We start from the raw sequence: 25,338 nt of genomic DNA on the forward strand, positions 1-25,338 counted from the left end.
TCTGGCGCGTACCCTCATCGCCGATCGTGGCTGCGCGCAGCCGGCGTCGGCCGACGTAGCGCGGCTGGCGACGCTGGTCGGTCTTACCCGTTGACGCTTACGACCACCGTTCACACTCGGCGACGAGGCGTGGGTCGGTGCGTACCCAGACCTCGCCCCCGGCGGCCTCGGCCGGGGTGTCGACCCGTTCGAGGCTGAGAAATTCGATCAGCGGCAGCAGGGCAGCCCGCTCGGCGCGGTCGTCGTCGACGTCGTGCCCGTCGAAGAAGACGTAGTACCTGTCGCTGGGGTCAACATAGCCCGAGTCGGCCCAGATCCGGGCGACCTCTCCGAGCGCCGCTGCCTCCGTCGTGAACGTGGCGGCGCGGGCGGCCCCGCGCTCCTCCGGTGTCGTGTCGAGGTCGGCGAGGTCGGCGAACCACTGGCCGAAGTGGTCGAGGCCGCGATAGCCGTTCTCGAAGAACAGCATCGCGCTCGGGAGGTAGCGGTTGGGCCGATCGACCCGTAGGTGTGCCGACCGGGGCGGGGAAGCATCCTCGATCCGGGAGATCACCCCCAGGTGGGGCATGAGCACCAAAGTCTGCCGCGCTGACTCGTCCCTGATCGTGTACGTGGCGGACTCGCGGCCCCGGAAGAACGCGGAGAACGCCACGTAGGCCTCCTGCGGGTCGCCCACCGAGACCTGCTGCACGGTGCCGTCACCAGCGGTGAAGACGAACTGCTTCGGTGCGGGACTGTAGGGGCGGGCCATGGGCGTCCTTCGTCCGAGGGTGAGAGGCCCGCCAGCCTATCGGGACGGGGTTTCCGGAAACGTGAGATCCGGGCATGTATCCCAGCACTGCTGGAAGGGGAGAGACAGCGATGCTGGTAACCGGTTATCTCGGCGCGGTGCTCATCGGCGCCCTCGTCGGCCTGCTCGGTCGGCTCATCCTGCCGGGGAGGCAGCGGATCGGCATCTTCGCCACGTTCGTCCTCGGCGTCGGCTCGGCGGTGCTGGGTACCGTCGTCGCCAGGGCGCTGCACGTCGACGACGATGCCGGCGTGCGGGTGTGGGTGCTGCGCTGGGACTGGATCGTGCTCGCGATCCAGGTCGGCCTCGCGATCATCGCCGTGGCGCTGGCGAACATGCTCACCTTCACCCGGCTTGCCGGCGGTGACGACACCCCTCGTCGGCGGGTCCGGCGCACCAGGGCCAAGCGCGAATCCTGACCGTCGGCTTCGCGGGTACAGCGGACAAGGCCAACGCACCGAGCGGCAGGCCCCCCGCCACGCCGATCCGCTCTGAAGATCCGCGCAACATCAGGGATGTTGCTGTCTCCCGCGCGGCGGAGGCAGCAGTTTCCGGGAAGTTGCTCGGATCGTGGCGCACGGGCGCACGGGCGCACGGGCGCACGGGCGCACGGGCGGGGGGACCACCCGTCCGAGTGGTCTCCCCGCCGGGTTCCGGTGCGTGGCTAGACTTCAGGTTGGCAGTTCACCTGAGCTCTGCTGCGGCGGGCGCAGGCCTCGGGAGGGTGTTGCAGCACCCTCTCGAGGGGCCGTCTCATCGGACGGCGTCTACTCGCAGAAGACCCGCACTGTCGCATCGGGGGAGTCCACCTCCACGGTCACGTCGTCGAGGTGCTCCACGAGCGCCTCCAACTGCTCGGGCTTGAGCTGCGTCAGGTCGATCGGGACGCCCGAGTCGCTGAGTGAGGCGTTCGCCTTGACCAGGGCCTGCGGCGGAACCAGCGCCGCCAGCCGTACGCCGGCCCGCAGCAGTTGCAGCGGCACCCGCACGTTGACCCGCGACGGCTCGCCGTTGTCGGTGGCGTCCACCACCACCCGCAGGTACTTCACCTTGCCCTTGGGTCGGGCGTCGAGACCTGCCGCCGCCGGCGCCTGATCCCGTTCGAGGGCGGCGATGAGCTGCTCCGCCTCCTCGGCAGTGATCTTGCCGGCGGCCAGCATCTCGAGGATGTCCTTGCGTTGTTCGGTCATTCGAATCTCTCCTATCGGATGGCCACGAGCACGGCCGTGCGGCCCTGCTCGATGTCGAAGTGGGCACCGGGCAGCGCGGAGATGACGCGCCAACCGGCGCCGAGTGCCCGTACCGCACCGATGCGGAACACCAGGCAGGCCACGATCGCCGCGAGCACGACCAGGACCACGACCGGAAAGAGCAGGAGTACGACCGGGAGCACCGGAACCCAGAAGCGGAGGGGTCGGCGGTCCGGGCGGTCGACCTTGACGGTCACCAACTGCGGCATCACGGCCGGCCGTCCAGCTCGGCCAACGCCTGCTGGGCGGTGATCTCACCGCGGCGCAACCGGTCGATGATGTCGGCCCGCGAGGGTGCTGGGTCGGTCTCGACGAAGTCGAGCATCTGCGTGATCCGGTTGAGTCGTGACTTGATCGTCGGATAGCTCACCCCGAAGATGCGTTCCATCTCCTTGATCGAGCCGTGGCAGCGCACGAACGCCGTGACGAAGACCTGGTCCTCGACGTTGAGCTGAGCCAGTTGCGGCAGCTCGAACTCGCCCTCGATCGCGACGCCGTTGCCCGCCAAGCGCACCCGTTCGACGACGAACGGCTGCCCCCGCGTCAGGCTGGTCAGTTCCTGCCAGTCCATCGCCTGCTCTGTCATAACTAAAGTTATAGCTTAAGAATCTTCAACCTCCTAGATCCTGATCTTAATTTTCTTAATCTATCGTGATCGGCCGATGCTCCCGTGCCTCGCCGATGCCCTGTCCCGGAGTCACCGCGTCCACCAGCGACAGGGCCTGGCATCGTCGGGCACCAGTTGACGGTGGGTCGGCTGCCGCCGGATGATCCAGCGATGTGTCGCTCGGATCAGCGAGGAGAGCGGGTGTCATGAGGTTTCTTCTCACGTCGGGCGGCATCAGCAACCCGAGCATCTCCAACGCGCTCGTCGACCTGCTGGGCAAGCCGATCGCCGAGGCCACGGCCCTGTTCGTCCCTACCGCCGTCTACCCCTTTCCCGGCGGGGCCGAGAGGGCGTGGAAGGCAGTGCACGGTCGGGCCGACATCCCGCTGTGCCAGCTGGGTTGGAAGTCCCTGGGGTTGCTGGAGCTGACCGCGCTGCCGACCATCCGGGAGGAGAACTGGGTCCCGGCGGTCCGGGAGGCCGATGCCCTTCTGGTCTGGGGCGGCGACGTGCTGTACCTGACCCACTGGCTGCGCCAGTCGGGCCTGGCCGACCTCCTGCCGACGCTGAGCGACACGGTCTACGTGGGGGTCAGCGCCGGGAGCATCGCTGTCACCCCCTACAACTGCGACGCCGAATTCGACAGGCAATTCGTCCCGGACGGCAGCGACATGGCGCAGGACGCCGACCGGGCGTTGGGGCTGGTGGACTTCACGCTGTACCCGCACCTCAACCATCCGGACATGGAGGACACCGAACTGTCCACCATCGAGAAGTGGGCGTCCGAAATCCCGGTCCCGACCTACGCCATCGACGACAACACCGCCATCAGGGTGGTCGATGGCACTGTCGACGTCATCTCCGAGGGTGAGTGGAGTTTGATCAACCCCTGAATGCGGACGCTGCCGCTCCGGTTCAGGGCGTTGCTGTCCCGTCGAGGAACAGCTCGGTGGCGTCGATGACACCGGCGAAGTGTCTGCTGCTACCGGGATAGTGGAACCCGTGCTCGGCGTGCGCGTACTCCAGGAGTGCGCACTCGTTGCCGGCGCGGACCATGGCGTCCCGGAACTGCCGTGCCGCGCCGATCGGCTCGACATCGTCGCGGGTGCCGTGGTGGATCTGCATCGGCGGGCTGCCCGGCCGGACCAACTCGATCAGCGAATAGTCGACCAACCTGCCCGCGTCGACGCCAACCTGCCGTTCCAGGCGGCGCTGCGCGTCCGGCGCGAGGACGCCCAGGTTGAGTCCCGCCGGATTGAGGGCGACCACGGCCGCTACGTCGGACTCCGGTGCCGTGCCGGACGGGGTCAGGGCCGCCAGCATCGCCAGGTGAGCGCCGGCCGAGCTGCCGCCCGAGGCCAGCTGCGACGCTTCGAGCCCGCGCGACGCGGCCAGTCGGCCGAACCGCGCGACCGCGCGGCGCACGTCGGCGAGGCAGTCGTCGATGCTGACCGCGCCACGATCGAGCAGCCGGTACCCGGCCGAGACCGCGACGATTCCCCGCGACGCCAACGCGCGGCAGTGCGGACCGAGCCCGTCGGGCGATCCACCGCGCAGGGCGCCGCCGTGGAACAGGACGATGCCGGCGCGCGGCGGCAGGCCGTCCGGCTCGACGACCAGCAGGGGCAACTCGCTGCCGTCGGCGGCCCGATACGAGATCGAGGACGTACGCCAGGTCCCCGGCATGACGGCATCCGATCACCGACCGAGCACGACCGCAAGCTGCCCGGGCGCGGAGCCCTCCCACTGTGGCTGCCCACCGTGTCGATGTGCTCGTGAGCGGTATACCTCAGAGGTATGAATATGACTCTGAGGTATACCCCTTCCGCCGCATCCGCTCCCACGGAGGTGACCGAGGGTCACCGCCCCAGCAAGGGTCAGGAATATTCGTCTAGGCGTTCGCGATGGCCTTGAGGGCCGTGTCGAGTGCCTGGTCGGCCGGCACGGGTACGTCGGGGACCACTCCGACGCCCTCCCAGTTGGAGCCGGTGACGCTGTTGATGGTGCGGGCGGTCGGGACGGTCACCAGGATGTGTTCGGTGACCGGGTGGCGGGCCGTCGGATGCGCGCCGCCCCGTGTCGTCTCACCGACGACGACAGCTCGACCGTGCGCCTGGAGGGTGTACGCGACGTCCTCACCCCCGGAGAACGTCGTCGCGCTGGTGAGCACATAAACCGGGCGGTCCACGTAGCGCGGGGCAGGAAGGTGCGCGGCGGTCCAGAACTGGCGGGTGGCACCGGTGGAACGCTCGTAGAAGTCGTTGAGGTGCACCTGATCGTCACTGAAGAAGTAGCTGCACCACATCGCGGCTCCCTCCGGCGCTCCGCCGACGCACGCGCGTAGGTCCAGGACGAGCGCCGAGCTGAGCGCGACCAGCTGCATGGCCGCGCCGATCGTGGACGCGGCCTCGTCGGCGTACGCGATGCGCCGCAGGTCGATGAGCCCGACCTTCCCGTCCACCTGCTCGACCCGGCGGATTCCCTGGTTCTCCGCGCGAAGCAGCGCGAGGAAGGCCGCCTTGCCCCCGTCCTCGTCCGCCGGGTCCAGCGACTGCGGCTGGTCCGACCACAGCAGTCGCAGATGCCTGTCCGGGCACACCTGCTGAAGGTGGGCGGTCACCGTCTCGCAGAGCACCGGCCCGTCCAGGTCGTCGTACTCGCCTTCCGCGAGACGGCGTCGGATCGCGGCATCGATGTCCACGACCTTGGCAGGGAAGACGTACCCTGCCTCGATCCGGTCCAGGGCCCGTCCGATGATCTGTTCGTTTGACAGCATGACCGGCCACGATAGACCGCTGGCAGCTTCCTGGCCATCCGGTTCCGCTTCGGATTTCCGGTGCGCGCGCAGTTCAGGTGCGGGGCAGGATGCCCACGAGCGGAGTGATGATCGCGACGCGCAGGGCTGTCCGCAGGTCGATGTGGTAGACCGCGAGCGCCGGCTCGGACTCGTAGACGGCGAGCAGGCTCGACGGCGGTGCGCTGTAGGCGGACAACGCGCCTCCGACGAGCAGGATCTGGAGGCAGAACAGCTCGGCGCGATCGCCGACCTCGGGCAGGTGCCGGCGGACGAGGTCGGCCATCACCGCGAGGTTGGCCAGTGCGGCGCGCTTGTGCCTGCGGACCGCCTCCACCGAGACGTTGTGTTCGAGCACCCCGCCCTGCGCGCCGAAGAGATCACAGAGCACCGTCTCGGCGGCGAGCGACCGGCTGAGTACGTCGGCCACCTGCTCGGCCCGGTCCAGCGCCGACCGGGTCGGGTCGACGCCCTGGGCCAACTCCTGCTCCAGCTCGGCCAGCCAGGTCGTCGTCCGGTCGTCCAAAAGGTCGAGCAGCACCGCCTCGCGGGACTCGAAATAACGCAGCACCGCCGTCTTGGCCAGACCGACCCGACGGCTCAGCTCGTTGAGGGTCACGTCGGTCACCGGCATCTCGTCGAGCATCGCCGAGGCCGTCTCCAGGATCGCCTGGCGTCGGACCGCGCGCTGCTCCTCGTTGCGCGCCCGCTGGAACGTCATGACCGCCACCCTAACTTAGGTACCGCCGGTCTCTTGACAGCGTACCGGCGGTACATTACCTTTTGACTGTAACTTACCGGCGGTACATTGGGAGCCTGAGATGAAGTGGACCGAGCAGCAGATTCCGCGCCAGGACGGCCGGGTGGCAGTGGTCACCGGGTCCAACACCGGGCTGGGCTTCGAGACCGCCCGGCTCCTCGCCGAGCGCGGGGCGTCGGTCGTGCTGGCCGTGCGCGACACCGAGAAGGGCAAGCGGGCCGCCGCCCGGATGACCGGTGACGTCTCCGTACAGGAACTGGATCTGACCTCGCTGGAGTCCGTGCGCGCCGCCGCGGCCGGCCTGCGCGCCACCCACCCGCGGATCGACCTGCTGATCAACAACGCCGGCGTGATGTACACGCCGAAGCAGACCACCCGCGACGGGTTCGAGATGCAGTTCGGCACCAACCACCTGGGCCACTTCGCGCTCACCGGCCTGCTGCTGGACCAGTTGCTGCCGGTGCCCGGGTCGCGGGTCGTCACGGTCAGCAGCGTCGGCCACCGCATCCGCGCCGCCATCGGATTCGACGACCTCCAGTGGGAGCGGTCGTACAGTCGGGTCGCCGCCTACGGCCAGTCGAAGCTCGCCAACCTGATGTTCACCTACGAGTTGCAGCGCCGGCTCGCCCCGCACGGCACCACCGTCGCGGTGGCCGCGCACCCGGGCGTCTCCGACACCGAGCTGGTCCGTAACTCCCCGGCGATCGTCCGCGCGCCGATCACCCTGCTCGCCCCGGTGATCACCCAGCCTGCGGCGTCGGGTGCGCTGCCCACCCTGCGGGCCGCCACCGACCCGTCAGTCCTCGGCGGGCAGTACTACGGCCCCGACGGCGTGGGCGAGACGCGCGGCCACCCGAAGCTGGTCACCTCCAGCCCCGACTCCTACGACCTGAGCGTGCAGCAGCGCCTCTGGGCCGTCTCGGAGGACCTCACCGGCGTACGGTTCCCGGTCGGCCGGGCAGCCGCCGCCGCGTGACGCCCGTCGCCCGTCAGCGGGTGCGCCGCGCGATGGCGACCTCGACGCCGTCGAGGATCAGGTCGAGGCCGAAGACGAAGTCGTGATCCTCCGGGTCCTCGCCCGCTTCACTCTCGAACGCGCCCACCGCAAACATGGGGGCGGCCTCGGGGAAGCGCTCCGGGTGCACGAGCGCGGCGAGGGCTCGGCCGTAGTCCCGCTCGACGTCCACCTGGCTGAGCCCGGTGCCGCTGCGGCCCTCGGCCATCTGTCGGCCCTGCAGGATCGCGTTGCGTACGTAACCGCTGACGACCACGAGGACTCCGGCCTTCGTCCTCGGGTCCAGGCCGGTGTCGTGCAGGGCCCGCAGGAACGCGTCCATCCAGTCGATGGCGTTCGGCCCCCGGGGCGGGCCGGCGACCGGTACCTCCACGAGCCACGGGTGCTCGGCGTACCGGGCGCGGATCGCCGCCGCCCACAGGTGTACGCCGTCGCGCCAGACGTCCGCGTCCAGCCGGGGGGCGGGCCCGTAGGCGTGGTCGGCCATCAGTTCGAGGAGTTCCTCCTTCGAGCCCACGTGCCGATACAGCGCCATCTTGGTGAAGCCGAGAGTCTGCGCGACCTTCTGCAGGGTCACTCCGTCCAGGCCTTCGTGATCCGCCAGGTCCACCGCGGCCCCGACGACCCGGTCGACGTCGAGTTCGGCGGGCCGGCCTCGGCGTGCGGACGTCGACAGTCGCCAGAGCCGCGCCAGGTCGGCGGGCACCTCGTCGGCCATTGACGGCAGTTCGTGTCCCATGGATAGTATCTCCTGTACATTAAGCCTGTCGTCGGGCCGGACGAAGGAGAAGCATATGGACGTGTCAGCGGGCGCGGACCGCGCCACGACGAGTCGGGCACCCGCCGAGCAGCGCCTGCACGACCTCGACGCGCTGCGGGGCTTCGCGCTGCTCGGGATCTTCGTCGTGAACATCACCTTCATGGCCTCCGGTTACCCGGGCAACCTGACCACCGATCCGGCGTTCTCGTCGGTCCTCGACGACGCGGCGCGGCTCCTGTCAGCGGTGTTCGTCGACATGAAGTTCTACATCCTCTTCTCGTTCCTGTTCGGGTACAGCTTCACCCTGCAGATGAGGGCCGCAGAGCGCGCGGGCGCCGCGTTCGGACCGCGGATGCTGCGCCGGATCGCCGGCCTCCTCATCCTCGGCGCCCTGCACACCGTCCTCCTGTACAGCGGCGACATCCTGATGACCTACGCGGTGGTCGGTGTGGTCCTGCTCGCCATGCGCCGGGTCCGCGACCGGACGGTGCTGCGCGTCGCCAGCCTGCTCTACGGGATCGTGCTGCTCAGCCTGCTGGCCAGCGGGTTCTTCGTGAACTCCGCGGCGTTCCTGCCGACCCGCGCCGAGGCAATGGCCAACGCCGAGAAGGCGACGGCCGCGATGCTCGGTGGGTGGGGCGACGTCATTGGCCACCACCTCTCCGGGCTGCCCCTCCTAGTGCTCCAGTCCGCGACGTTCCAGGGGCCGACGGCGCTGGCGATGTTCCTACTCGGCATGGTTGCCGGCCGACGACGGCTCCTCGCCGGTGTCAGCGGTCACGAGCCGGCGCTACGGCGGATCCAGTGGGTCGGCTTCCCCGTGGGGATCGCGGGCGGTGTGCTGTACGCGCTGGGCGGCGGCAACGGCGAGCCACTGGCCGTGAGCGTGAGCGCGGCGACCGCGCCGCTGCTGACGGCTGCGTACGTGGCCACCCTGCTGCGGATGATGCACAGCCCACGGTGGGGTTTCGTGCGGTCGGCCCTCGCACCGGCGGGGCGGATCGCGCTCACCAACTATCTGGGGCAGTCGCTGCTGGGGCTGCTCATCTTCACCGGGATCGGGCTCGGTCTGGCCGGCAGCGTGTCGCCGGTCGGGACGACCGGGCTGGCAGTGCTGAGCTACGCGGTGCAGCTCGCGGTGAGCGCGTGGTGGCTGCGCCAGCACCGGTACGGGCCGGCCGAGTGGGCGCTACGGCGGCTGACGATCGGAAGGACGGCAGGGACCGGCGCGAACTCGAGCGGGTGACGTCGACGCTGGCGAGCGACCTCCCCGGAGGCAGGGACACGGCTCCCTCGGCGCGGGGATCCGCCCGGCACGCCGGTGGCGCAGTGTGGGACAGGAGGGAACCACCGCATCGATACGGAGTGACGACCGTGAACCAGAGCCTGGAAGCATCGCAGCCGCCGCCGTGGGCACGCCGAGCCGGTCACGTGGCGTGGATCGCGCCCGTGCTGGGCTTCATCCCGCTGCACGTTCCCTGGATCCTCGGCATCCCGCTGTTCGCGCACGCCGAACCGTTCGAGGAGTGGTACCACGGTCGCGGGCCCGGCGTCGGTGACCACCCCGTCGACGGGTTCCTGGGCCTGCCGGCGGGGGCGTTCTACCTGGGTCTGCTGTGCGTCCTCGCCGGGCTCGGGGGAGTCCTGGCGCTCGGCCTGATCAGTGACTGGGGGCGTACCTTCCCCCGGTGGGTGCCCTGGCTGCGTGGCCACCAGGTGCCGCCGTGGGTGCCGCTGACTCCGACGGTGCTGGGCTCCGCCCTGATGATCGGCTATTCGCTGACCCTGCCCTGGCAGTTCGCCGCCGACCTCGCCGAGACCAGCGAGCAGGACATCTTCACCCCGACGGGTGTCCTGATCGGCCTCCCACTGCTCGTGGCCTGGGCGATCGCGTTGCCGCTCGCCGGCTGGTCCTACTACCGGCGTACGCGGGCGCGGCGCTGAACGCCTGATGCCGGCTCCGCTGTCTCTAGCCGGCGAAGTCGAGGCCGGCCAGAGTGGTGGACCGGTGCGTGGCGAGGCGTTCGGCCTGCGCGGTGATGGCGTCGCGGGCGCCGGCCGAAAGCCTCCGCCAGGGCTGGACCGCGACCGTGAACGACGTGCCGGCCTTGCGGGGACGCCAGGTGCCCACGATGTCGCCGTCGACCAGGACCGCGCCCGGGCGACCCAGCACCGGCCACAACTCCTTCGCGTGGGCGGCGTCGGCCACCAGCGTCGCCCGGTCCTTCGCCTGGAGGAACAGGTCGAACGGGCCGAGAAGGCGGACGGTGCTGACACTGCCCGACCCCAACGACTCCTCGTCGGCGGCCAGCAGCCAGCGCGTCTCGCCGTCGACCGTCACCTCGACCACGTCGTCGGGCCACCTCGCCTTCACGTCCTTGACAGGGGCGTCGAGGTAGTCGGCCACCTGCTTCGGAGTGGCCGGGCCGAGCAGACGCAGGTACGCGCGGATCAGGTCGAACCGGTCGCCGGAAGTGGCTGCCTTTCGAAACCCGACGATGCGTCGCAGGATCGGAGGCGAGGTGTCGAGCTGCAACTCCAACCCGGCCCGCGCGGCGGCGAGCCGGAACGGCATCTCGTAGAGGTGCGTGGCGTCGCACGGCCGGCAGAACCGCAGGTACGGCTCGGGCAGCATCGTCGCCAGGCGGCCGGAGACGTCCCCCTTGACCGTGGGCGTAGTGACGATCGCCCGCATGCCGGCGGCCACCTCGTCGAGAGCGGCGAGGTTGGCGATGCCGGCGGCCTTCAACGGCTTCGAAGCGTCGTAGATGCGCTTGCCGGCATCGGCGTCGGAGAAGGGCTCGACCGCCGCCACCACGCGCCCGACGTCGGCCCGGCGGTAGAGGTGCGGGGCGCCCCGCACCGTCCACAGCAGGACCACGTCGGCGTCGGACAACGCGGTCACGTCGACGCCACGGATGGCGAGCGCCCAGCGGGCACCGTCCGGCCCGGTGTTCTGCACGCCCAGGTCCAGGACGGCGGTGTCGGCGAGCGCGCCGTTGTCCCGGTCGAGCTGCTGTGCCCGGACGCGGAAGTTCATTACCTGACGCCGATCGACCATGACCGCACCCTAGCTGCGGTCGGTCAGTTCGCGGTGAGCGGCTCCGCGGGCCATCCTTGGCGGACGCAGATGGACATGTCGGCGTAGTGCCTGGTGATGAGGACAGCGTCGCGCTGTGGGTTGCCCACCTCCGCGGTCAGGCACCGGCCGGTCGAGCCCTCACCGTTCCACCACAGGCTGTGGATCATGACCCCCTGACGTCGCCAGTAGTCCATGTCGGCCTGGACCCGTTCGAACCATCCGTCCAACGTCCGCGCGGAGTAAGCCGCGTCGACGAAGCGCACCGTCACCCCTCGCGCCAGCGGGCGGATCTCGGCGTCGAAGCCGGGGGTGGGGACGCGGTGCACGAGCAGCACCCCTCCGGGTACGTCAAGACTGACCGAGGTGTAGGCCCGTGACCAGTTCCGGGCGGCATGGGTTTCCACAGTTCCGGCGGCGGCCATCAATACGTCCTGGACCGGCCAGTACGACTGCGCGGGTGCCGGCGTAGTGAGGGCTGGCGGCGACTGTGGTGTCGTCGGCGATGCGGCGGCGCAGGCGGTGGGCAGGGCGAGCAGCGGTACGGACAGCAGAGCGGCCAGGCGTCGACGCATGATCAGAACTCCTCAGCGGCAGCGGGTCACTATTGGGCGCTACGGATATAACGATCGATCATCGTGAAGACGACTGCGGGTCGGGAGGCCGCGCGGGTGTCCGTGTGTGGTGGCCAGGTGGTGCAATAGGACCATCGATGGCGTCGATGACGGAGGCATGCGTGGATGGTGTGGAACTGCTCGTGGCCGCCCTGGCGCTCGGCGCGTCGTCGGGTGTCACCGACGCGACCAGCGCGGTCGTCCGCGACGCCGCCGAAACCTTCCGAGGCATGGTGCGGCGTCGGCTGACCGGGGACGGCCAGGATGCGCTGCGGTTGTTGGAGGCCGAGGGCACCGATTCCGGCGGCTGGCAGGTACGCCTCGTCGAGGATCTCACCCGCGCGGGCGTCGACCGGGACGAGCAGATCCTCCGTCTCGCGCGGGACCTGCTGGCGCAAGCGGCGGCCGCCGGGGCGCGCGCCCGGATCGGGCAGGTCGATCTGCGCGGGGCGAATGGCGTCCTGTTCGGCGATTCCAGCACCCAGAACAACACCTTCAACTGAGGCAGCCGGGCAGATGGGCGAGAGCGGGCAGCCGGAGGACAACCGATGGCGCGACGTCGACGCCCGCCAGGCGCGGGGCATGCAGTTCGGCGACCACAACTTCCAGTACAACAACTTCGGCCCGGTCGTACGGTCGGCGTACCTGGCCGAGGTCCACCGGATCGCCCCGGCGGACCTGCTCGACCGGGACGCCGAACTGGCTCGCCTGGCGGCCTTCTGCGCCGGTGACGGGCCGGACGCGTACCTGCGCTGGGAGGCGGCCCGGGGCACCGGAATGACGGCGCTGCTGGCCTGGTTTGTCCTGCACCCTCCGCCGGGCGTGCGGGTGGTGTCGTACTTCGCCGTCGCCGGCCGCTCCGCGGGGGAGACCCGCGCCGCGTTCCTCGACGTGGTGTTGGAGCAGCTCGTCGAGCTGACCGACGGTTTCATGCCGGGGCATCTCACCGGGGCCACCGGCGAGGCGCACCTACTGAGCCGTTACACCGACGCGGCCCAGGCGTGTGAGCGGCGGGGAGAGCGTCTGGTGCTGGTCGTGGACGGGCTGGACGACCGTCGCGACGCCTCCCGCGTCGCGACGCTCCTGCCGGACCGGCTGGTCGGTGGATTGCGGGTGGTGCTCGGCACGGACCTCGGATGGCGGGCGCCCGCCGATTTGCCACTGCGGCACCCGCTGCGCCAGCGGGGCCGTCCCGTCCTGCTGTCGCCCTTCGTCGGCCCTGACGAGCGCGCCCGGCGACGGGCAGAGGACGCACGGCGTGCCGAAGAGCGCACCCGGCGGGAGGCGGAGCAACGCCGGGCCGCCGACGACCGTCGTGCCGCGCAGGAGGAGATCGGCAGGTGGCGGACCTCCGAGGCGGACCGGACCGCCCCGGCGGCTCGTGCGGCGGCGGTGCGGCGGGCGCTGGTGTTCGTCGGTGGCTGGACCGGCGTCCTCGTCCTCGTCACCTGGCTGGTACGGGGCTGGTTCGATCCTCGGGTAGCGGGGATCCTGAGCGTTCAGCTTCTGGCGGGCGGGCTGGCCGCCGCCTTCGTGCTCGGAGTGGCCGCGTTCCGGCTGGGTGGGGCGTACGGGGCGTTGCCGGCCTCACCCACGGCATGGATCGACCGGTCCCGGTACGGACTGCTGCTCCGGGCCATGGCCTTCGCGATGTTCCTTGTTCTGGCGGGCGCTGGCGCTGCCGACTATCTCGACGCCCGGGACGACCGGCACCTGAGACAGTCCCTCGGCCGGGCGGGGCCACTGCCCTCGTTCGAGGAGGCGGTGGCGTTCCTGTTCCTGGTGCTCGTCACGTTCGGCTGCGTCGCGACGGGGTTCTACCTCGCCGGCAGGTCCAGGCGCTACTGGCACGAACGCCACCGCGAACAGGAGCGCGCGTACCAGGCGGCCGTCGGCGCGCTGGCCGCCGCGACCGAGCGGGAGGAGTACGCGAGGATGGGTGCCGACACGCTGTCCCCGAAAGCGGCTGACCGGGCGCGGGGGTACCAGGACCTGATGGCCCGACTGGCGGGGCGAGACCGTCAACGGCCCCGCTGACGTCCACCTTCCCTGACGCAGCGAGGCGTTCACCGACCCGGCCGCCCGTGGACGGACGGACGGGCGGCCGGGGGGAGGGGATGTCGTCAGGCGACCAGTGAGACCCGTCCGTTGTCCAGGTCGTAGCGGGCGCCCACGACCCGCAGCGCGCCCTGGCGCACCTTCTCGGCGATGATCGGACTGCGCGACGGAAGCGCCCGCACCTGGGCGGCGATGTTGGCGCGGACCGCGTTCTCCACCGGGTCGCCGGGCTGGTCCAGCACCGGCTCGATGATCGGGCGCAGGCTGTCGACGATGGCGCCGATGTGCCCGGGAGCGGTGCCGCCGGTGCGGATGGCGTCGATGGTGGCGGTGATCGCGCCGCAGCGTTCGTGCCCGAGGACGACGATCAGCAGGCTGCCGAACTCCTCCACGGCGAACTCGGCGCTGCCCAGCAGCAGGTCGTCGACGATGTTGCCGGCCACCCGGTTGTCGAACAGGTCACCGAGACCCTGGTCGAACAGCACCTCGGGTGCCACCCGGGAGTCCGCGCAGCCGACCGTGATGGCGAACGGGTGCTGGCCGGCGGCGAGGCGGTGCAGGTCGGCCAGGCCCTGGTGCGGGTGCCGGCCGTGACCGGTGGTGAAGCGGTGGTTGCCGGCGAGCAGCCGACGCAGCGCCTCGGCGGGCGTGCCGACCGGGTCGTCGGTCGGTGCCGCCGCGGCGGCGGCGGTCGGGCTCGCCGCCGCCGCGCCGATGGCGACGGCGGTCGCGCCGCCAGCGGCGAGCAGTGCTCGGCGGGACAGGGGGGTACGAGGCACGATGATCTCCCGAATGTGAGGCGGTTGCCCCATTCTTACCAGTGGATCTCCACAGTGCGGTGTCGCGTTTCTGAGTGGTGCGTCAGCGGTGGGTGCTGTCGAGGGCGGCTACCTCGCGTACGGCCTGGGCGACGGCCGCGAAGTCCTTCTTGAGGATCGCGCCGTGGTTGCTGGCGACCTTCGCGTGGACCTGGATGTTCGGGTTGCGGGCGGTCACCGCGTCGAGGCTGGTGCGGATGCGTTCCTGCTCGTCACCCTTGCTGCCGAGGGACGTTCCCGAGGCGACGACGTACCGCACGGGGACGGTGATGGCGTCGAGCACCGGACCCAGCTCGCGTTCCCGGGAGAGCCGCCCCAGCTCGATGTTGCTCTCGGCCTGCTGGTGTGCCGTCATGCGCGGGGTCAGGCCGGTCGGACGCAGCAGTGGCGTGAACCAGCCCATGCGCCGGAACAGCTTGCGGATGCGCTGCTCCATGGCCTCGTCCAGCCAGTCGTGCGGGAACGCGCCGTCGACCAGGACCGCGCCGATTGTGCGGTCGGGGTTGCGGTGGGCCCGGTGGGCGCCGACGACAGCGCCGTACGACCAACCGACGAGCAGAGCCCGCTGCACGCCTCGGGCCGCGAGGACGGCGTCGACGTCCCGCATGGCCGCCTCGAACGAGTAGTCCGCCGAGCGTCCCGATTTCCTGCCGCGGGCGCGCTCGTCGTAGGTGATGTGCCGCCATCCGGCGCCCAGGTCGGTGATGACGTTCCGCCAGTATCCCTGGGTGGCGAACTGGCCGTTGAGGTAGACCACCGGGACGCCCGCGCCGCCGGTGTCGGTGACGGCCAGGGCGGTGTCGTCGACCGGCACCATGCCGGTCCAGGCCGAACGGGTCGGGGAGGGGTTGTTGGTCGTCATGGTCGTACTCCTTGGGGGTTGGGGGGTCAGAGGCTGCGGGCGGTGATGTCGCCGAGCGAGGTGGTGGCGTGGATGTCGAGGTCGGCGCTGCCGTGGTTGGTCAGGGCGTTGCTGACGCGGCCCCGGTCGGTGCCCGCGTCCAGGGAGGCCGAGACGCCGGTGGCGGCGGCGACCGAGATGTCGCCCGAGCGGGTACGCAGCACGACCCTGCCGCGCGTCGCCTCGCCGACGAGGATGTCGCCCCGCTCGGTGCTGATCTCGGCGGGCCCGGTGAGCCGGCCGACCTCGACGGTGCCGTCGATCGCGGTGAGGCGCACGCTCGCCGCCTCGTCGATCTTGATGTGGCGGTACGCGCCGTCCACGGTGACGGCGCCGAGGCGTCCGACGCCGCGCAGCTCGGCGCTGGCGGCCTTGACCTCGACGCGGGAGTCGGCGGGTAGCTGGACGGTGACCTCCACCGAGCCGGAGGCACCCAGGAGCTGGTTGGCGGGGGACGCGGTCGTGACCCGCAGGACGCCGTCCGCGTACGCGATGGTGGTGTGTTCCGCGGCCCGGGTGTCGCGGGCCCGGCCGGCGTCGGCCGGACGGACCTCGACGGTGGTGTCGGCGCGGTCGGCGGCGATGAACTGGACGCGCCCGGCGGGGATGTCCAGGACGGCGGTGATGGGGGACGGGGTGGCGAAGTTCTGCACGGTGTTCTCCGATGGTCGTTCCGGTGTTTCTGATATCGGAAACGCTACGTTGCTTTCCAGTTCTCGGCAACATCCGTGTTGCGTAAACCTCGCGTATTAGCAGCTAGAAGCGTTACAAGTGTTGCAATGATCTGCCGGATAAGGCAACGACAAGCCCTGTCGCCGTTGCAATTAGCTGCCGGTGAACGCTATGGTGGCGGCCACGGACGAGACCACCACGAGGAGACCACCGTGCCGGGAGGCAGGCTCACCCAGCAGGAACGTCAGCAGATCGCGTCCGGGCTGGCCGACAGCCTGTCGTACGCCGAGATCGCCCGACGTCTCGACCGTCCGACCTCCACGATCACCCGCGAGGTGCTGCGCAACGGCGGCCCGAACGCCTACCGCGCCGACCTGGCCCACCGTGCCACCGAACGCCGCTCCCGTCGGCGCGCGCCCGCCGCCGCCCGCGCCGCCGAATCAGCCCCGCTCGCGCACGGCCGCGACGCCGGGGCCGTCGCCGAGTACGAGGAGACGTTCACGACCGTCCTCATGGCGACGGGCCTGAACAAGATGGGGGCCCGGGTGCTGACCTGCCTGTTCACCACCGACACGGGCAGCCTCACCGCGTCCGAGCTGGCCCACCGCCTGTCGGTCAGCCCGGCGTCCATCTCCAAGGCGATCAGCTTCCTGGAGAGTCAGAGTCTCGTACGCCGGGAGCGCGACGAGCGCCGCCGCGACCGCTACCTCGTCGACAGCGAACTCTTCTACCAGGCGACGATCGCCAGCGCCCGCGCCAACGACCAGCTCGTCGCGACGGCACGGGAGGGCGTCGCCGTCCTCGGGCCGGGCACCCCCGCCGCCGCCCGCCTGGAGAACATCGCCCGCTTCCTCGACTTCATCAGCGAGAGCATCACCCGCGCCGCCGAACAGGCCCGCGCCGTCCTGCACACCAGCGCCGGGACCACGCCGAAGGACTAGTTCCGGTCCGGGCGGTGGCGGGCGTACGCGTCGACGCGGCCCCAGCGACCGGGGATGTCCAGCAGCGCGATCCGGTCGAAGGCCGACGGCAGCGCGGGATTCACGGCCAGGTGTTCCTCGTGCGGGTCGAGGCCGAGCATGGTGCGCAGCAGCAGCATCGGTGTCCCACTGGACCAGGCCTGCGGGCTGCCGGCGGTGGGATACCGCACCGGATACCGGGTGGTGCTGCGGTCGAAGCCACCGAACGCCTCGGGCAGTCGCCCCTGGAAGTAGGTCGCGGCGGACAGGATGCCCTCGGCGATGCGTCCCGCCTCTCTGAGGAACCCGTAGCGACGCAGGCCCCAGGCGATGAACGAGTTGTCGAACGGCCAGACCGTGCCGTTGTGGTAGCCGAGCGGGTTGTAGCGGCTCTGCCCCTCGGCGAAGGTCCGCACACCCCAGCCGGAGAAGAGCGCCGGGCCCATCAGGTGCTCGACGACCCGCGCGGCCCGCTCGGGCGCGACGATGCCGCTCCACAGCAGGTGGCCGATGTTCGAGGAGAGGCTGTCGACGGGCGTCCCGTCGTGGTCGAGCGCGAGGGCGTAGTAGCCGCGGTCGTCGAGCCAGAAGTCGCGGTTGAAGCGGTCGTACAGCGCCGCCGCCTCGCGTTCCAGCCGCTCGGCGTAGTCGGGGTCGCCCCAGAAGGTACGCGCCAGCCGCGCGCCGCGGAGCTTGGCGTCGTAGGCGTACCCCTGGGTCTCGCACGTGGCCCTCGGGAAGCCGGGGAGCCTGCCGTCGGCGTAGGAGATGCTGTCCCAGGAGTCCTTCCAGCACTGGTTGTCCAGGCCGGTGGCCCGGTTGCGTCGCTGGTACCAGACGTAGCCGGTCGACGTCAGGTCCGCGTACGTGTCGATCCAGGCCAGGGCCGCGCGCGCCTCCTGCTCCAACTCCATCACCAGCGCGGTGTCGCCGCTCCACCGCTCGTACTCGTCGAGCAGCACCACGAACAGGGGTGACGCGTCGACGGTGCCGTAGTAGGGCGAGTGCGGCTGCTCCTCGAAGGCGGCCGACTCCCCGTAGCGCAGCTCGTGCAGGATCCGGCCGGGATCCTCCTCCAGGACGTCGTCGGTCCGGGCGCCCTGCAACGAGGCGAGGATCCGCAGGGTCGGCGGGGCCAGCGACGGGGTGACGGCCAGCGTCTGGAGGCAGGTCAGCAGGCTGTCCCGACCGAACAGGGTCATGAACCACGGGAGCCCGGCCGCGGGTACGGCCGCTCCGCCGAGCGACAGCGGCGCGAAGCGCAGCGCCGCGAGGTCCACCAGGCTGCGGTGGTACACCTGTTGGAGCGTGGCGCTCTCGGTGTCCAGCGTCGGCGCCTGCGCCACCCACTCGCGGACGCTGTCCGGCAGGGTCGACTCGTCCGGGCGCTGAGCCCGCAGGGGGTCACGCAGGTCGGCGCCGTCCGGTCGCAGCGCCCGCATGAGCACGTGCAGGCGGGTGTCCCACTGCTCCCCGGGTCGCAACCGCACCGCGAACCGCAGGCCGCGCGCGTCGATGGTGGCGGACTCGCTCGTCGACACCACGACCTCACGCCGGTACGTCCCACGCCGATAGCCGACCCGCAACCCGTTCGGCTCCACGTCGGTGTAGTAGCTGCCCGCCTTGTCCTGGATGTCGAACTTGATCTCGAAGATGTCGGCGAAGTCGGCCTCCACCTCCAGGCGTACGTCGAGGTCCACAACCCCCTGGCCGTAGTTGAAGATCGTCAGCGTCTCGGTCAGGTCCGGGCCGATGCGTCGCCGCCGGATCGCGGACACGTCCGCCTCCACGTAGTCGACAGCGCCGCCCGGCACCACGAAGAACGTCACCTCGTAGTACTGGCTGTCGTCCACCGACAGGGCGGTCAGCCGCTCCCCGTTGACGGTGAGCACCCAGCGGGACAGGAAGCGCGTGTCGGCGGCGAACAGCCCGACGGGGGTGGCGGGGGAGGACTCCACGTCGCCACTGGCGTCGGACACGATGAACGTGTTGCCGTCGATGCACGACACCGTGCCGGGGATGTCCCTCACGGCGCACTGGTCGTCGTCGGCTGGTCTGGCCCCGCATCACTCTGACCCGCGCGGGGGAACAGCCGCCCGACGCGCAACGCCAGGGCGAGGTCGCCGTCGACCAGGATCTCGCCACGCTCGATCGCCGCCAGCCCGTTCACCTCACCTCGCGCCATCGCCTCCGCGACCTGCCCCGACACCCTGATCACGGTGGTGGCGGGCTCGCCGCTCTGCGCCACCCGCAGCTCGCCGTGGTCGATGACCAGCAGCCACTGCTCCAGGTCGTCGCCGTCGCGGATGTCGAAGCGGACGCTTCCGCACACTTTGCTGAACCGCGGATCGCGGCACGCGGCGGCCAGCCGCTCGAAGAATTCGCTGGTCGCCGTCATCCCACCTCCCCGGGCCCGGGCAGAAGCGGATGACGGCTACCCGCTGCGGGTCATTCTTAACGTTGCGGCCGACAGGGGCGCGCTGTCGTCGCCGGGACACGGGTCACCCCAGGTCGAAGTCGACCACCAGAGGTGTCCGCCGGACGTGCAGGGGAGTCGCGGCGGCGAAGTCGGGGGCGTCGCGGTGCCACACCGGCGGGGCGTACGAGCAGTCGCAGCGCAGCAGAACGTAACGATTCGCCACTGATTCAAATCGTTAAATGTCGCGATGCTGACTGAGGGCGCAGCGTGCGCTACGGGCGCCGGTGTTCTGCCCGAACCGGGCGCACAGTCCACAACTACCGCATACCGTCACCAGGGCGGACACCGCTACCCGCCGACCGGCGGCGCCGCCTACCGGAAGGGACCGGACATGAGCCGAGTCGAGACCGTGCTCCTGCCGGAGTTGGACGGGCCGGCGTCGCCGATCCTGCCGAGGGCCCTGGGCCTGCTGAGCCTCGCCCTGGGCGTGGGCGCGCTGGCCGCGCCGCGGCCCCTCGCGCGACTGGCCGGGGTGGACGACTCCCCGGCGGCGCAGGCGGTCATCGGAGCCGTCGGCGCACGCGAACTGGTGCATGGCGTCGGCCTGCTCAGCGGCCGCCGCCCCGTCGGCTGGGCCTGGACCCGCGTGGCCGGTGACGCGCTCGACCTCACCCTGCTGGGCCGGGCGATGGCCGACCGACGGGGTGAACGACGACGACGCCTGGCCCTGACCACCGCCGCGATCGCCGGCATCACCGCCCTGGACCTCGCCACCGCCATCGCCAGCGGACGGGCGCTCCGGGCGCGGGCACGGGTGATCCGGATGGAGATCGCGGTGACGGTCAACCGGTCGCCTGCCGAGGCGTACCGGTTCTGGCGCGACATGGAGAACCTGCCCCGGTTCATGGCGCACCTGGAATCCGTACGCGCCGACGACCTGCGCCGCTCGCACTGGGTCGCCCGTGGACCCGCCGGCCGCCACGTCGAGTGGGACGCCGAGATCATCGACGATCAGCCGAACAGGTCGATCACCTGGCGGTCGCTGCCCGGCAGTCGGGTGGCCAACGCCGGCCGGGTCGCGTTCGTGCCCGCCCCGGGCGACCGGGGCACCGAGGTCCGGGTGCAACTGCGCTACGCGCCCCCCGCCGGCGCGCTCGGTCGGGCGGTCGCGAAGCTCTTCGGCGAGGAGCCCGAGCAGCAGGTCCGCGACGACCTGCGCCGGTTCAAGCAGGTGCTGGAGGCCGGCGAGGTGGTCCGCTCCGACGGCAGCCCGAACGGCATCTCCGTACGCCAGCAGGCCATGCAGCGGCCCGCGCAGCCGCTCCCGCGGTCCCGTCGCTGACCGTTCGTCGAAAGGACGAGGAATGAAGGCCACCGCCTGGATGGGCGCCGACACCGTCAAGGTGATCGACGTACCCGATCCGACGATCATGAACGCCCGTGACGCGATCGTCCGGGTCAGCACCACCGCCATCTGCGGCTCCGACCTGCACCTTTACCACGGTTACATCCCCGCGATGCGCAAGGGCGACATCCTCGGCCACGAGTTCATGGGCGAGGTGGTGGAGGTCGGTCCGCAGGTGCGCAACCTCAAACCCGGCGACCGGGTCGTGGTGCCGTTCCCGATCGCCTGCGGGCACTGCTCCTCCTGCCAACGCGGCCTCTACTCGGTGTGCGAGAACTCCAACCCCAACGCCGGAATCGCCGAGAAGATCATGGGCCACTCGCCGGCCGGCATCTTCGGCTACTCCCACCTGCTCGGCGGGTACGCGGGCGGACAGGCCGAGTACGCGCGGGTGCCGTTCGCCGACGTCGGCCCCCTCAAGGTGCCCGACGAGATCCCCGACGACCAGGCCGTCATGCTCGCCGACGTCTTCCCGACCGGTTACATGGGCGCCGAGATGTGCGACATCAAGCCCGGTCAGGTCATCGCGATCTGGGGCGCGGGACCGGTGGGGCTGCTCGCCGCGGCCAGCGCCCGGCTGCTCGGCGCGGAGCGGGTGATCGTCATCGACCGGTTCCCGTACCGGCTGCGGCTCGCCGCGGAGCACACCGACGCCGAGACGATCAACTACGCGGACGTCGACGTGCTCGACACCCTCAACGAGATGACCGCCGGCCGGGGACCGGACGCCTGCATCGACGCGGTCGGCCTGGAGGGCCACCACGGCAACACCGCGATGTACGCGTACGACCGGGCCAAACAGGCCACGCGGACCGAGACGGAACGGCCGTTCGCGCTACGGGAGGCGATCCTGGCCTGCCGCTCCGGGGGAGTCGTCTCGGTCGTCGGCGCGTACGGCGGTTTCGTCGACAAGTTCCCGATGGGGGCGTTCATGAACCGGTCACTGGTCATGCGGACCGGTCAGTGTCACGTGCAGCGCTACACGCGGCCGCTGTTGGACCGCATCCAGCGCGGCGAGATCGACCCGAGCTTCATCGTCAGTCACCGCATGCCGCTCCGCGACGCCCCCAAGGGCTACAAGATCTTCCAGAAGAAGCAGGACGACTGCACGAAGGTGCTCCTCAAGGTCTGACCGCCCCCGGCCCTCGTCGATCTTGCACTTTCTGTGGCGGCGCAAGGGACATACCACCCCATGTCGGCAACCGAAACCGCAAGATCGGCGCGCGAGGGGGTGGCGCTTGCGGGGTGCCGTTTGTGGTCCGTGGGCTCGGGAACGCCGTCCGTTCGTCCGCCAGCCGGCCTGCGCGCCGGCCCGGGAGACGGAGGGAGCGGGTGTCATGGAGTACGAGCAGATGATCGCCACCGTACGACAGCGTGGAGGCCTCGGAGAGAACGAGGCGGTCCGATCCGTGCAAGCCGTCCTGTCGGTGCTCGGCGAACGACTCGCCGGACAGGAGGCCGACAACCTCGCGGCGCAGCTGCCGGACCGACTGAACGGGTCCGTCACCCGCAACCCGCAGGGCCGACGGTGGGACGTCGGCGAGTTCCTGAAACACGTCGGCGACCGGGAACAGGTCGCGAACGCGGACGTGGTGCGTCAGCACGCCCAGGTGGTGCTGAACACCGTCGCCGAGGCGCTCGACGACGACGACCGGCACGATCTGCTGGCCCAACTGCCGGGCGGCATCATCGACCTCTTCGGCGTCCCCGCACCGCGCGGCTGACCGTGCCACACCGTCACCGAGGGCGGACCCCGGCCTCCACGGTCAGGGTCCCCGCCTCGGCGTCGATCGTGGCCCACGCGCCGAGCGGGACGGTGAGCTGCCCGTTGCCATGCCCCAGGCGCAGCCCGCCCAGGACGGGCACGCCCAGGTCGTACAGGCGGTCCCGCAACACCGCCGCCGCGTCCCACTCGCCGACCCCGCCGACACTGTTGGTGATCTGGCCGACGACCACCCCGGCGACCCGGGACAGCACGCCCACCCGGCGCAGCTCGGTCACCATGCGGTCGATGCTGTACGGGGCCTCGTCCACGTCCTCGAAGAAGAGGATCGCGTCGTCGAACCTCGGAGCGTCCGCCGCGCCGAGCGAGGTGGAGAGCATCGTCAGGCAGCCGCCCAGCAACGGGCCCGACGCGCGCCCCGGCACCACCACCGGTGCGGCCGTCTCGGCCGGGTCCCTGGTGATCGTGACGGGTGCGGTCGTCATCACCGCCCTGCGCAACGCCTCGGCCGACTCGGGGCCGGTGCGGCTGTCTGACCAGTTGACCATCGGCCCGTAGAAGGTGGCCAGGCCGGTCTCGCGCCAGAGTCTGCCGTGGATGCTGGTGATGTCGCTGAAGCCGACGACCACCCGAGGGTCGCGGCGCAGACCGGACACATCGATCGCATCGACGATCCGCTGCGTGCCGTAACCGCCCCGGGCGGCGAAGACACCGCGTACGCCCGGGTCGTTGAGCGCGGCGTTCAGGTCTGTCAGTCGCTGCGCGTCGGTGCCGGCCAGGTAGCCGTACTTCGCGTAGACATGCTCGCCCAGCTCCACCTCCAGACCCCAGCTCCGCAGGATCTCGATGCCACGCGCCATGTTCGTCGGGTTGGGGGTGCCTCCGGGCGAGACCACCCGCACCCGGTCGCCGGGTGCCAGTGCCGGTGCCCGCAGCACCCGCTTCGCGCCGGGCGGGGGCGGACTCGACGCGGCGGATGCGGCATCCGGCCGGGCGGCGAACGCCACTGCGCCGGCCGCCGCCGCTCCCACGCCCAGCATGCGACGACGCGACAGGGACGGCCGTACGGATGCGCGGGTCGGAACGGGATCGCCCCCGGAACTGGCCACAGTCGTGCCTCCATCGTCATCGACGTGCGACGTCCGAGCCGCTACAGCCTATGACAATGGTCGATGTCATGGGGGGTCCACAAGGGACGAGGAGGGGTTACGGAATCGGCCACTCGTGCACCGGCCGGTTGCTGTGCATCAGCTCCACGTAGTGCCGCACCACCTCGCGCAGCGCCTCCGGCCGGTCCAGGTGATCGGTGGACTCCAACCGGTGCAGCGTCTCCACCTGCCACGTCGCGCCGTTGCGGCTGGTCAGGCAGCGCTGCTCGATGATGCCCAACAGCCGGTCGCGCTCGGTGGGGTCGAGCCCCCACCCGTCCAGACCGTGGTGTGCCATCGGCAGCAGCCGGCGCAGCACCAGCTCGGTGACCGGCAGGTAGCCGAGGCCGGGCCAGAACACCTGCGCGTCGATGCCGTGCCGGGCGCAACTGGTGAAGTTCTCCTCGGCGGCGCTGAACGACATCTGTGACCACAGTGGCCGATCCGACTCGGCCAGGGCGCGGACCAGTCCGAAGTAGAACGCGCCGTTGGCGATGGTATCCAACACGGTCGGGCCGGCCGGCAGCACCCGGTTCTCCACGCGCAGGTGCGGTCGACCGCGCGACACGTCGTACACCGGGCGGTTCCAGCGGTAGATCGTGCCGTTGTGCAGCCGCAACTCGGCGAGGTTGGGCACCTCGCCGGCCGCCAGCGTCTGCGCCGGATCCTGCGGGTCGCACACCGGCAGCAGCGCCGGGAAGTAGCGGACGTTCTCCTCGAACAGGTCGAAGACGCTGGTGATCCAGCGTTCGCCGAACCAGACTCTGGGGCGTACCCCCTGGGCCTTGATCTCTTCCGGCCTGGTGTCGGTGGCCTGCTGGAACAGCGGAATGCGGGTCTCGCGCCACAGCTCCCGGCCGAACAGCAGCGGCGCGTTCGCGCCGAGCGCCACCTGGATGCCGGCGACCACCTGGGCGGCGTTCCAGTAGTCGGCGAACTGCGCCGGGCTGACCTGGAGGTGGAACTGGGTGCTGGTGCAGGCCGCCTCCGGGGTGATCGTGTCGGCGGTGACCGCCAGGCGCTCCACCCCGGAGATGGCGATCGGCAGGTCCTCGCCACGGGCCGCGAAGATCTGCTCGTTGAGCAGCTTGTAGCGCGGGTTGGCCGAGAGCGTCGCGGCGGTCAGGTGCTCGGGACGCAACGTCGGCAGGATGCCGATCATGACCATGTGCGCGCCGACCGTACGCGCCTTCTCCTCGGCAGCGTTGAGACTGGCCCGCACATGCTCCTCGAAGTCGAGGGTTCCAGTGCCGGTCAGCCGGCGCGGCGGCACGTTGATCTCGATGTTGAACTGACCCAGCTCCGTCTGGAAGCTCGGGTCCTCGATGGCCGCCAACACGTCGGCGTTGCGCATCGCCGGGTTCGACGCCTCGTCCACGAGGTTCAGCTCTATCTCCAGCCCGGTCATCGGCCGGTCGATGTCGAACCGCGACTCCCGTAACATCTCGGCGAAGACGTCCAGGCAGTTACGCACCTTCTCGCGGTAACGGGCCCTGTCCTCACGACTGAAGGTCCGCACGCCGACGTCTTCGCCCATGGTCACCACCCTGTCACCGCTGGTCCCCC

Annotated in this window: 29 protein-coding genes; 11 read left to right on the forward strand and 18 right to left on the reverse strand. The window is 70.6% G+C overall.

Annotated elements, in window-relative coordinates; genetic code table 11:
• Positions 1 to 97: 97 nt before the first annotated feature.
• The gene (locus tag ABZU91_RS02955) at positions 98 to 751 is read right to left on the reverse strand and encodes a hypothetical protein (protein ID WP_355233257.1); all 654 of its coding nucleotides are present in this window, start codon (positions 749 to 751) and stop codon (positions 98 to 100) included.
• Positions 752 to 861: 110 nt separating this feature from the next.
• On the opposite strand from ABZU91_RS02955, the gene ABZU91_RS02960 reads away from it, so the two are divergent.
• Positions 862 to 1,209 (forward strand): GlsB/YeaQ/YmgE family stress response membrane protein, encoded by a 348-nt coding sequence (locus ABZU91_RS02960; RefSeq protein WP_355233258.1) that lies wholly within the window; start codon positions 862 to 864, stop codon positions 1,207 to 1,209.
• Positions 1,210 to 1,557: 348 nt separating this feature from the next.
• On the opposite strand, the gene ABZU91_RS02965 is transcribed toward ABZU91_RS02960, so the two are convergent.
• The 3 genes from ABZU91_RS02965 to ABZU91_RS02975 are packed head-to-tail and all read right to left on the reverse strand — an operon-like array spanning position 1,558 to position 2,626.
• Positions 1,558 to 1,980 carry a hypothetical protein gene (locus ABZU91_RS02965; RefSeq protein ID WP_355233259.1) on the reverse strand — a complete coding sequence of 141 codons (423 nt, stop codon included), beginning with the start codon at positions 1,978 to 1,980 and terminating at the stop codon, positions 1,558 to 1,560.
• Between the two features lie 11 nt (positions 1,981 to 1,991).
• On the reverse strand, positions 1,992 to 2,249 hold the full coding sequence (locus ABZU91_RS02970; protein WP_355233688.1) for a hypothetical protein: 258 nt from the start codon (positions 2,247 to 2,249) through the stop codon (positions 1,992 to 1,994).
• Positions 2,249 to 2,626, reverse strand: a complete 378-nt coding sequence (locus ABZU91_RS02975) for a DUF2089 domain-containing protein (protein ID WP_355233260.1) — start codon at positions 2,624 to 2,626, stop codon at positions 2,249 to 2,251. Before ABZU91_RS02975 ends, ABZU91_RS02970 begins: the two co-directional genes overlap by 1 nt.
• Before the next feature lie 227 nt (positions 2,627 to 2,853).
• Between ABZU91_RS02975 and ABZU91_RS02980 the strand changes: the two genes are divergently transcribed.
• Positions 2,854 to 3,540 (forward strand): Type 1 glutamine amidotransferase-like domain-containing protein, encoded by a 687-nt coding sequence (locus ABZU91_RS02980; RefSeq protein WP_355233261.1) that lies wholly within the window; start codon positions 2,854 to 2,856, stop codon positions 3,538 to 3,540.
• 22 nt (positions 3,541 to 3,562) lie between these two features.
• On the opposite strand, the gene ABZU91_RS02985 is transcribed toward ABZU91_RS02980, so the two are convergent.
• The 3 genes from ABZU91_RS02985 to ABZU91_RS02995 form a co-directional block, all read right to left on the reverse strand.
• A complete protein-coding gene (locus ABZU91_RS02985; RefSeq protein WP_355233262.1) occupies positions 3,563 to 4,333 on the reverse strand; it encodes an alpha/beta hydrolase in 771 nt (256 codons plus the stop codon).
• Between the two features lie 205 nt (positions 4,334 to 4,538).
• Positions 4,539 to 5,423: a S41 family peptidase gene (locus ABZU91_RS02990; protein ID WP_355233263.1), complete on the reverse strand. Its 885-nt coding sequence runs from the start codon at positions 5,421 to 5,423 to the stop codon at positions 4,539 to 4,541.
• A gap of 73 nt (positions 5,424 to 5,496) precedes the next feature.
• A complete protein-coding gene (locus tag ABZU91_RS02995; protein WP_355233264.1) occupies positions 5,497 to 6,162 on the reverse strand; it encodes a TetR family transcriptional regulator in 666 nt (221 codons plus the stop codon).
• A gap of 100 nt (positions 6,163 to 6,262) precedes the next feature.
• Between ABZU91_RS02995 and ABZU91_RS03000 the strand changes: the two genes are divergently transcribed.
• Positions 6,263 to 7,177, forward strand: coding sequence for an SDR family NAD(P)-dependent oxidoreductase (locus ABZU91_RS03000; protein ID WP_355233266.1), 915 nt, complete (start codon positions 6,263 to 6,265; stop codon positions 7,175 to 7,177).
• A gap of 13 nt (positions 7,178 to 7,190) precedes the next feature.
• Here ABZU91_RS03000 and ABZU91_RS03005 read toward each other — a convergent pair whose 3' ends face one another.
• Positions 7,191 to 7,955 (reverse strand): TetR/AcrR family transcriptional regulator, encoded by a 765-nt coding sequence (locus ABZU91_RS03005; protein ID WP_355233268.1) that lies wholly within the window; start codon positions 7,953 to 7,955, stop codon positions 7,191 to 7,193.
• A 55-nt stretch (positions 7,956 to 8,010) separates the two neighbouring features.
• Here ABZU91_RS03005 and ABZU91_RS03010 point away from each other — a divergent pair, with 55 nt between their 5' ends.
• Together ABZU91_RS03010 and ABZU91_RS03015 are read left to right on the forward strand one after the other, a co-directional pair.
• Positions 8,011 to 9,222 carry a DUF418 domain-containing protein gene (locus ABZU91_RS03010; RefSeq protein ID WP_355233270.1) on the forward strand — a complete coding sequence of 404 codons (1,212 nt, stop codon included), beginning with the start codon at positions 8,011 to 8,013 and terminating at the stop codon, positions 9,220 to 9,222.
• A 128-nt stretch (positions 9,223 to 9,350) separates the two neighbouring features.
• Complete coding sequence (locus ABZU91_RS03015) at positions 9,351 to 9,920, forward strand: hypothetical protein (protein WP_355233272.1); 570 nt, start codon at positions 9,351 to 9,353, stop codon at positions 9,918 to 9,920.
• A 25-nt stretch (positions 9,921 to 9,945) separates the two neighbouring features.
• Here ABZU91_RS03015 and ABZU91_RS03020 read toward each other — a convergent pair whose 3' ends face one another.
• The gene (locus ABZU91_RS03020) at positions 9,946 to 11,037 is read right to left on the reverse strand and encodes a winged helix DNA-binding domain-containing protein (protein WP_355233274.1); all 1,092 of its coding nucleotides are present in this window, start codon (positions 11,035 to 11,037) and stop codon (positions 9,946 to 9,948) included.
• A gap of 23 nt (positions 11,038 to 11,060) precedes the next feature.
• Positions 11,061 to 11,630 carry a hypothetical protein gene (locus ABZU91_RS03025; RefSeq protein WP_355233276.1) on the reverse strand — a complete coding sequence of 190 codons (570 nt, stop codon included), beginning with the start codon at positions 11,628 to 11,630 and terminating at the stop codon, positions 11,061 to 11,063.
• Positions 11,631 to 11,791: 161 nt separating this feature from the next.
• Between ABZU91_RS03025 and ABZU91_RS03030 the strand changes: the two genes are divergently transcribed.
• Positions 11,792 to 12,172, forward strand: a complete 381-nt coding sequence (locus ABZU91_RS03030; protein ID WP_355233278.1) for a hypothetical protein — start codon at positions 11,792 to 11,794, stop codon at positions 12,170 to 12,172.
• 13 nt (positions 12,173 to 12,185) lie between these two features.
• Positions 12,186 to 13,706, forward strand: coding sequence for a hypothetical protein (locus ABZU91_RS03035; RefSeq protein WP_355233280.1), 1,521 nt, complete (start codon positions 12,186 to 12,188; stop codon positions 13,704 to 13,706).
• A gap of 86 nt (positions 13,707 to 13,792) precedes the next feature.
• Here the strand turns inward: ABZU91_RS03035 and ABZU91_RS03040 are convergent, their stop codons facing one another.
• The 3 genes from ABZU91_RS03040 to ABZU91_RS03050 all read right to left on the reverse strand — a co-directional run bounded on the left by ABZU91_RS03040 (position 13,793) and on the right by ABZU91_RS03050 (position 16,099).
• Positions 13,793 to 14,506: a carbonic anhydrase gene (locus tag ABZU91_RS03040; RefSeq protein WP_355233282.1), complete on the reverse strand. Its 714-nt coding sequence runs from the start codon at positions 14,504 to 14,506 to the stop codon at positions 13,793 to 13,795.
• An 82-nt stretch (positions 14,507 to 14,588) separates the two neighbouring features.
• A complete protein-coding gene (locus tag ABZU91_RS03045; protein ID WP_355233284.1) occupies positions 14,589 to 15,407 on the reverse strand; it encodes an alpha/beta hydrolase in 819 nt (272 codons plus the stop codon).
• A gap of 26 nt (positions 15,408 to 15,433) precedes the next feature.
• Positions 15,434 to 16,099 carry a DUF4097 family beta strand repeat-containing protein gene (locus tag ABZU91_RS03050; protein WP_355233286.1) on the reverse strand — a complete coding sequence of 222 codons (666 nt, stop codon included), beginning with the start codon at positions 16,097 to 16,099 and terminating at the stop codon, positions 15,434 to 15,436.
• A gap of 231 nt (positions 16,100 to 16,330) precedes the next feature.
• Between ABZU91_RS03050 and ABZU91_RS03055 the strand changes: the two genes are divergently transcribed.
• Positions 16,331 to 17,059 (forward strand): helix-turn-helix domain-containing protein, encoded by a 729-nt coding sequence (locus tag ABZU91_RS03055; protein ID WP_355233288.1) that lies wholly within the window; start codon positions 16,331 to 16,333, stop codon positions 17,057 to 17,059.
• Here ABZU91_RS03055 and ABZU91_RS03060 read toward each other — a convergent pair.
• The 3 genes from ABZU91_RS03060 to ABZU91_RS03070 form a co-directional block, all read right to left on the reverse strand.
• Positions 17,056 to 19,098, reverse strand: a complete 2,043-nt coding sequence (locus tag ABZU91_RS03060; protein ID WP_355233690.1) for a glycogen debranching N-terminal domain-containing protein — start codon at positions 19,096 to 19,098, stop codon at positions 17,056 to 17,058. The two genes, ABZU91_RS03055 and ABZU91_RS03060, sit on opposite strands and share 4 nt — an antisense overlap.
• Positions 19,099 to 19,103: 5 nt before the next feature.
• Positions 19,104 to 19,475 (reverse strand): SCP2 sterol-binding domain-containing protein, encoded by a 372-nt coding sequence (locus ABZU91_RS03065; RefSeq protein WP_355233290.1) that lies wholly within the window; start codon positions 19,473 to 19,475, stop codon positions 19,104 to 19,106.
• A gap of 103 nt (positions 19,476 to 19,578) precedes the next feature.
• Positions 19,579 to 19,719 (reverse strand): hypothetical protein, encoded by a 141-nt coding sequence (locus ABZU91_RS03070; RefSeq protein ID WP_355233292.1) that lies wholly within the window; start codon positions 19,717 to 19,719, stop codon positions 19,579 to 19,581.
• 168 nt (positions 19,720 to 19,887) lie between these two features.
• On the opposite strand from ABZU91_RS03070, the gene ABZU91_RS03075 reads away from it, so the two are divergent.
• The 3 genes from ABZU91_RS03075 (at position 19,888) to ABZU91_RS03085 (ending at position 22,625) form a co-directional block, all read left to right on the forward strand.
• Entirely contained in the window at positions 19,888 to 20,838 is a 951-nt protein-coding gene (locus ABZU91_RS03075; RefSeq protein WP_355233294.1) for an SRPBCC family protein, read from the forward strand.
• Positions 20,839 to 20,860: 22 nt separating this feature from the next.
• Entirely contained in the window at positions 20,861 to 22,033 is a 1,173-nt protein-coding gene (locus tag ABZU91_RS03080) for a zinc-dependent alcohol dehydrogenase (RefSeq protein ID WP_355233296.1), read from the forward strand.
• Between the two features lie 205 nt (positions 22,034 to 22,238).
• Positions 22,239 to 22,625, forward strand: a complete 387-nt coding sequence (locus ABZU91_RS03085; RefSeq protein ID WP_355233298.1) for a DUF2267 domain-containing protein — start codon at positions 22,239 to 22,241, stop codon at positions 22,623 to 22,625.
• A 13-nt stretch (positions 22,626 to 22,638) separates the two neighbouring features.
• On the opposite strand, the gene ABZU91_RS03090 is transcribed toward ABZU91_RS03085, so the two are convergent.
• On the reverse strand, positions 22,639 to 23,664 hold the full coding sequence (locus ABZU91_RS03090) for an LD-carboxypeptidase (RefSeq protein ID WP_355233300.1): 1,026 nt from the start codon (positions 23,662 to 23,664) through the stop codon (positions 22,639 to 22,641).
• A gap of 166 nt (positions 23,665 to 23,830) precedes the next feature.
• Positions 23,831 to 25,309, reverse strand: coding sequence for a glutamate--cysteine ligase (locus ABZU91_RS03095; protein ID WP_355233302.1), 1,479 nt, complete (start codon positions 25,307 to 25,309; stop codon positions 23,831 to 23,833).
• Between the last annotated feature and the right edge of the window lie 29 nt (positions 25,310 to 25,338).

It is taken from the genome of Micromonospora sp. NPDC005174, assembly GCF_040608495.1.
Lineage (GTDB): Bacteria > Actinomycetota > Actinomycetes > Mycobacteriales > Micromonosporaceae > Micromonospora.

What these genes read in the sequence shown, in the direction of transcription:
- ABZU91_RS02975 (WP_355233260.1), bottom strand. Translation starts at nt 2,626, where the DNA reads ATGACAGAGCAGGCGATGGACTGGCAGGAACTGACCAGCCTGACGCGG.
- ABZU91_RS03010 (WP_355233270.1), top strand. Translation starts at nt 8,011, where the DNA reads ATGGACGTGTCAGCGGGCGCGGACCGCGCCACGACGAGTCGGGCACCC.
- ABZU91_RS02955 (WP_355233257.1), bottom strand. Translation starts at nt 751, where the DNA reads ATGGCCCGCCCCTACAGTCCCGCACCGAAGCAGTTCGTCTTCACCGCT.
- ABZU91_RS02970 (WP_355233688.1), bottom strand. Translation starts at nt 2,249, where the DNA reads ATGCCGCAGTTGGTGACCGTCAAGGTCGACCGCCCGGACCGCCGACCC.
- ABZU91_RS03035 (WP_355233280.1), top strand. Translation starts at nt 12,186, where the DNA reads ATGGGCGAGAGCGGGCAGCCGGAGGACAACCGATGGCGCGACGTCGAC.
- ABZU91_RS03080 (WP_355233296.1), top strand. Translation starts at nt 20,861, where the DNA reads ATGAAGGCCACCGCCTGGATGGGCGCCGACACCGTCAAGGTGATCGAC.
- ABZU91_RS03025 (WP_355233276.1), bottom strand. Translation starts at nt 11,630, where the DNA reads ATGCGTCGACGCCTGGCCGCTCTGCTGTCCGTACCGCTGCTCGCCCTG.
- ABZU91_RS03045 (WP_355233284.1), bottom strand. Translation starts at nt 15,407, where the DNA reads ATGACGACCAACAACCCCTCCCCGACCCGTTCGGCCTGGACCGGCATG.
- ABZU91_RS03000 (WP_355233266.1), top strand. Translation starts at nt 6,263, where the DNA reads ATGAAGTGGACCGAGCAGCAGATTCCGCGCCAGGACGGCCGGGTGGCA.
- ABZU91_RS02960 (WP_355233258.1), top strand. Translation starts at nt 862, where the DNA reads ATGCTGGTAACCGGTTATCTCGGCGCGGTGCTCATCGGCGCCCTCGTC.
- ABZU91_RS03090 (WP_355233300.1), bottom strand. Translation starts at nt 23,664, where the DNA reads ATGCTGGGCGTGGGAGCGGCGGCGGCCGGCGCAGTGGCGTTCGCCGCC.
- ABZU91_RS02965 (WP_355233259.1), bottom strand. Translation starts at nt 1,980, where the DNA reads ATGACCGAACAACGCAAGGACATCCTCGAGATGCTGGCCGCCGGCAAG.
- ABZU91_RS03075 (WP_355233294.1), top strand. Translation starts at nt 19,888, where the DNA reads ATGAGCCGAGTCGAGACCGTGCTCCTGCCGGAGTTGGACGGGCCGGCG.
- ABZU91_RS02980 (WP_355233261.1), top strand. Translation starts at nt 2,854, where the DNA reads ATGAGGTTTCTTCTCACGTCGGGCGGCATCAGCAACCCGAGCATCTCC.
- ABZU91_RS03085 (WP_355233298.1), top strand. Translation starts at nt 22,239, where the DNA reads ATGGAGTACGAGCAGATGATCGCCACCGTACGACAGCGTGGAGGCCTC.
- ABZU91_RS03005 (WP_355233268.1), bottom strand. Translation starts at nt 7,955, where the DNA reads ATGGGACACGAACTGCCGTCAATGGCCGACGAGGTGCCCGCCGACCTG.
- ABZU91_RS02985 (WP_355233262.1), bottom strand. Translation starts at nt 4,333, where the DNA reads ATGCCGGGGACCTGGCGTACGTCCTCGATCTCGTATCGGGCCGCCGAC.
- ABZU91_RS03020 (WP_355233274.1), bottom strand. Translation starts at nt 11,037, where the DNA reads ATGGTCGATCGGCGTCAGGTAATGAACTTCCGCGTCCGGGCACAGCAG.
- ABZU91_RS03065 (WP_355233290.1), bottom strand. Translation starts at nt 19,475, where the DNA reads ATGACGGCGACCAGCGAATTCTTCGAGCGGCTGGCCGCCGCGTGCCGC.
- ABZU91_RS03095 (WP_355233302.1), bottom strand. Translation starts at nt 25,309, where the DNA reads ATGGGCGAAGACGTCGGCGTGCGGACCTTCAGTCGTGAGGACAGGGCC.
- ABZU91_RS02990 (WP_355233263.1), bottom strand. Translation starts at nt 5,423, where the DNA reads ATGCTGTCAAACGAACAGATCATCGGACGGGCCCTGGACCGGATCGAG.
- ABZU91_RS02995 (WP_355233264.1), bottom strand. Translation starts at nt 6,162, where the DNA reads ATGACGTTCCAGCGGGCGCGCAACGAGGAGCAGCGCGCGGTCCGACGC.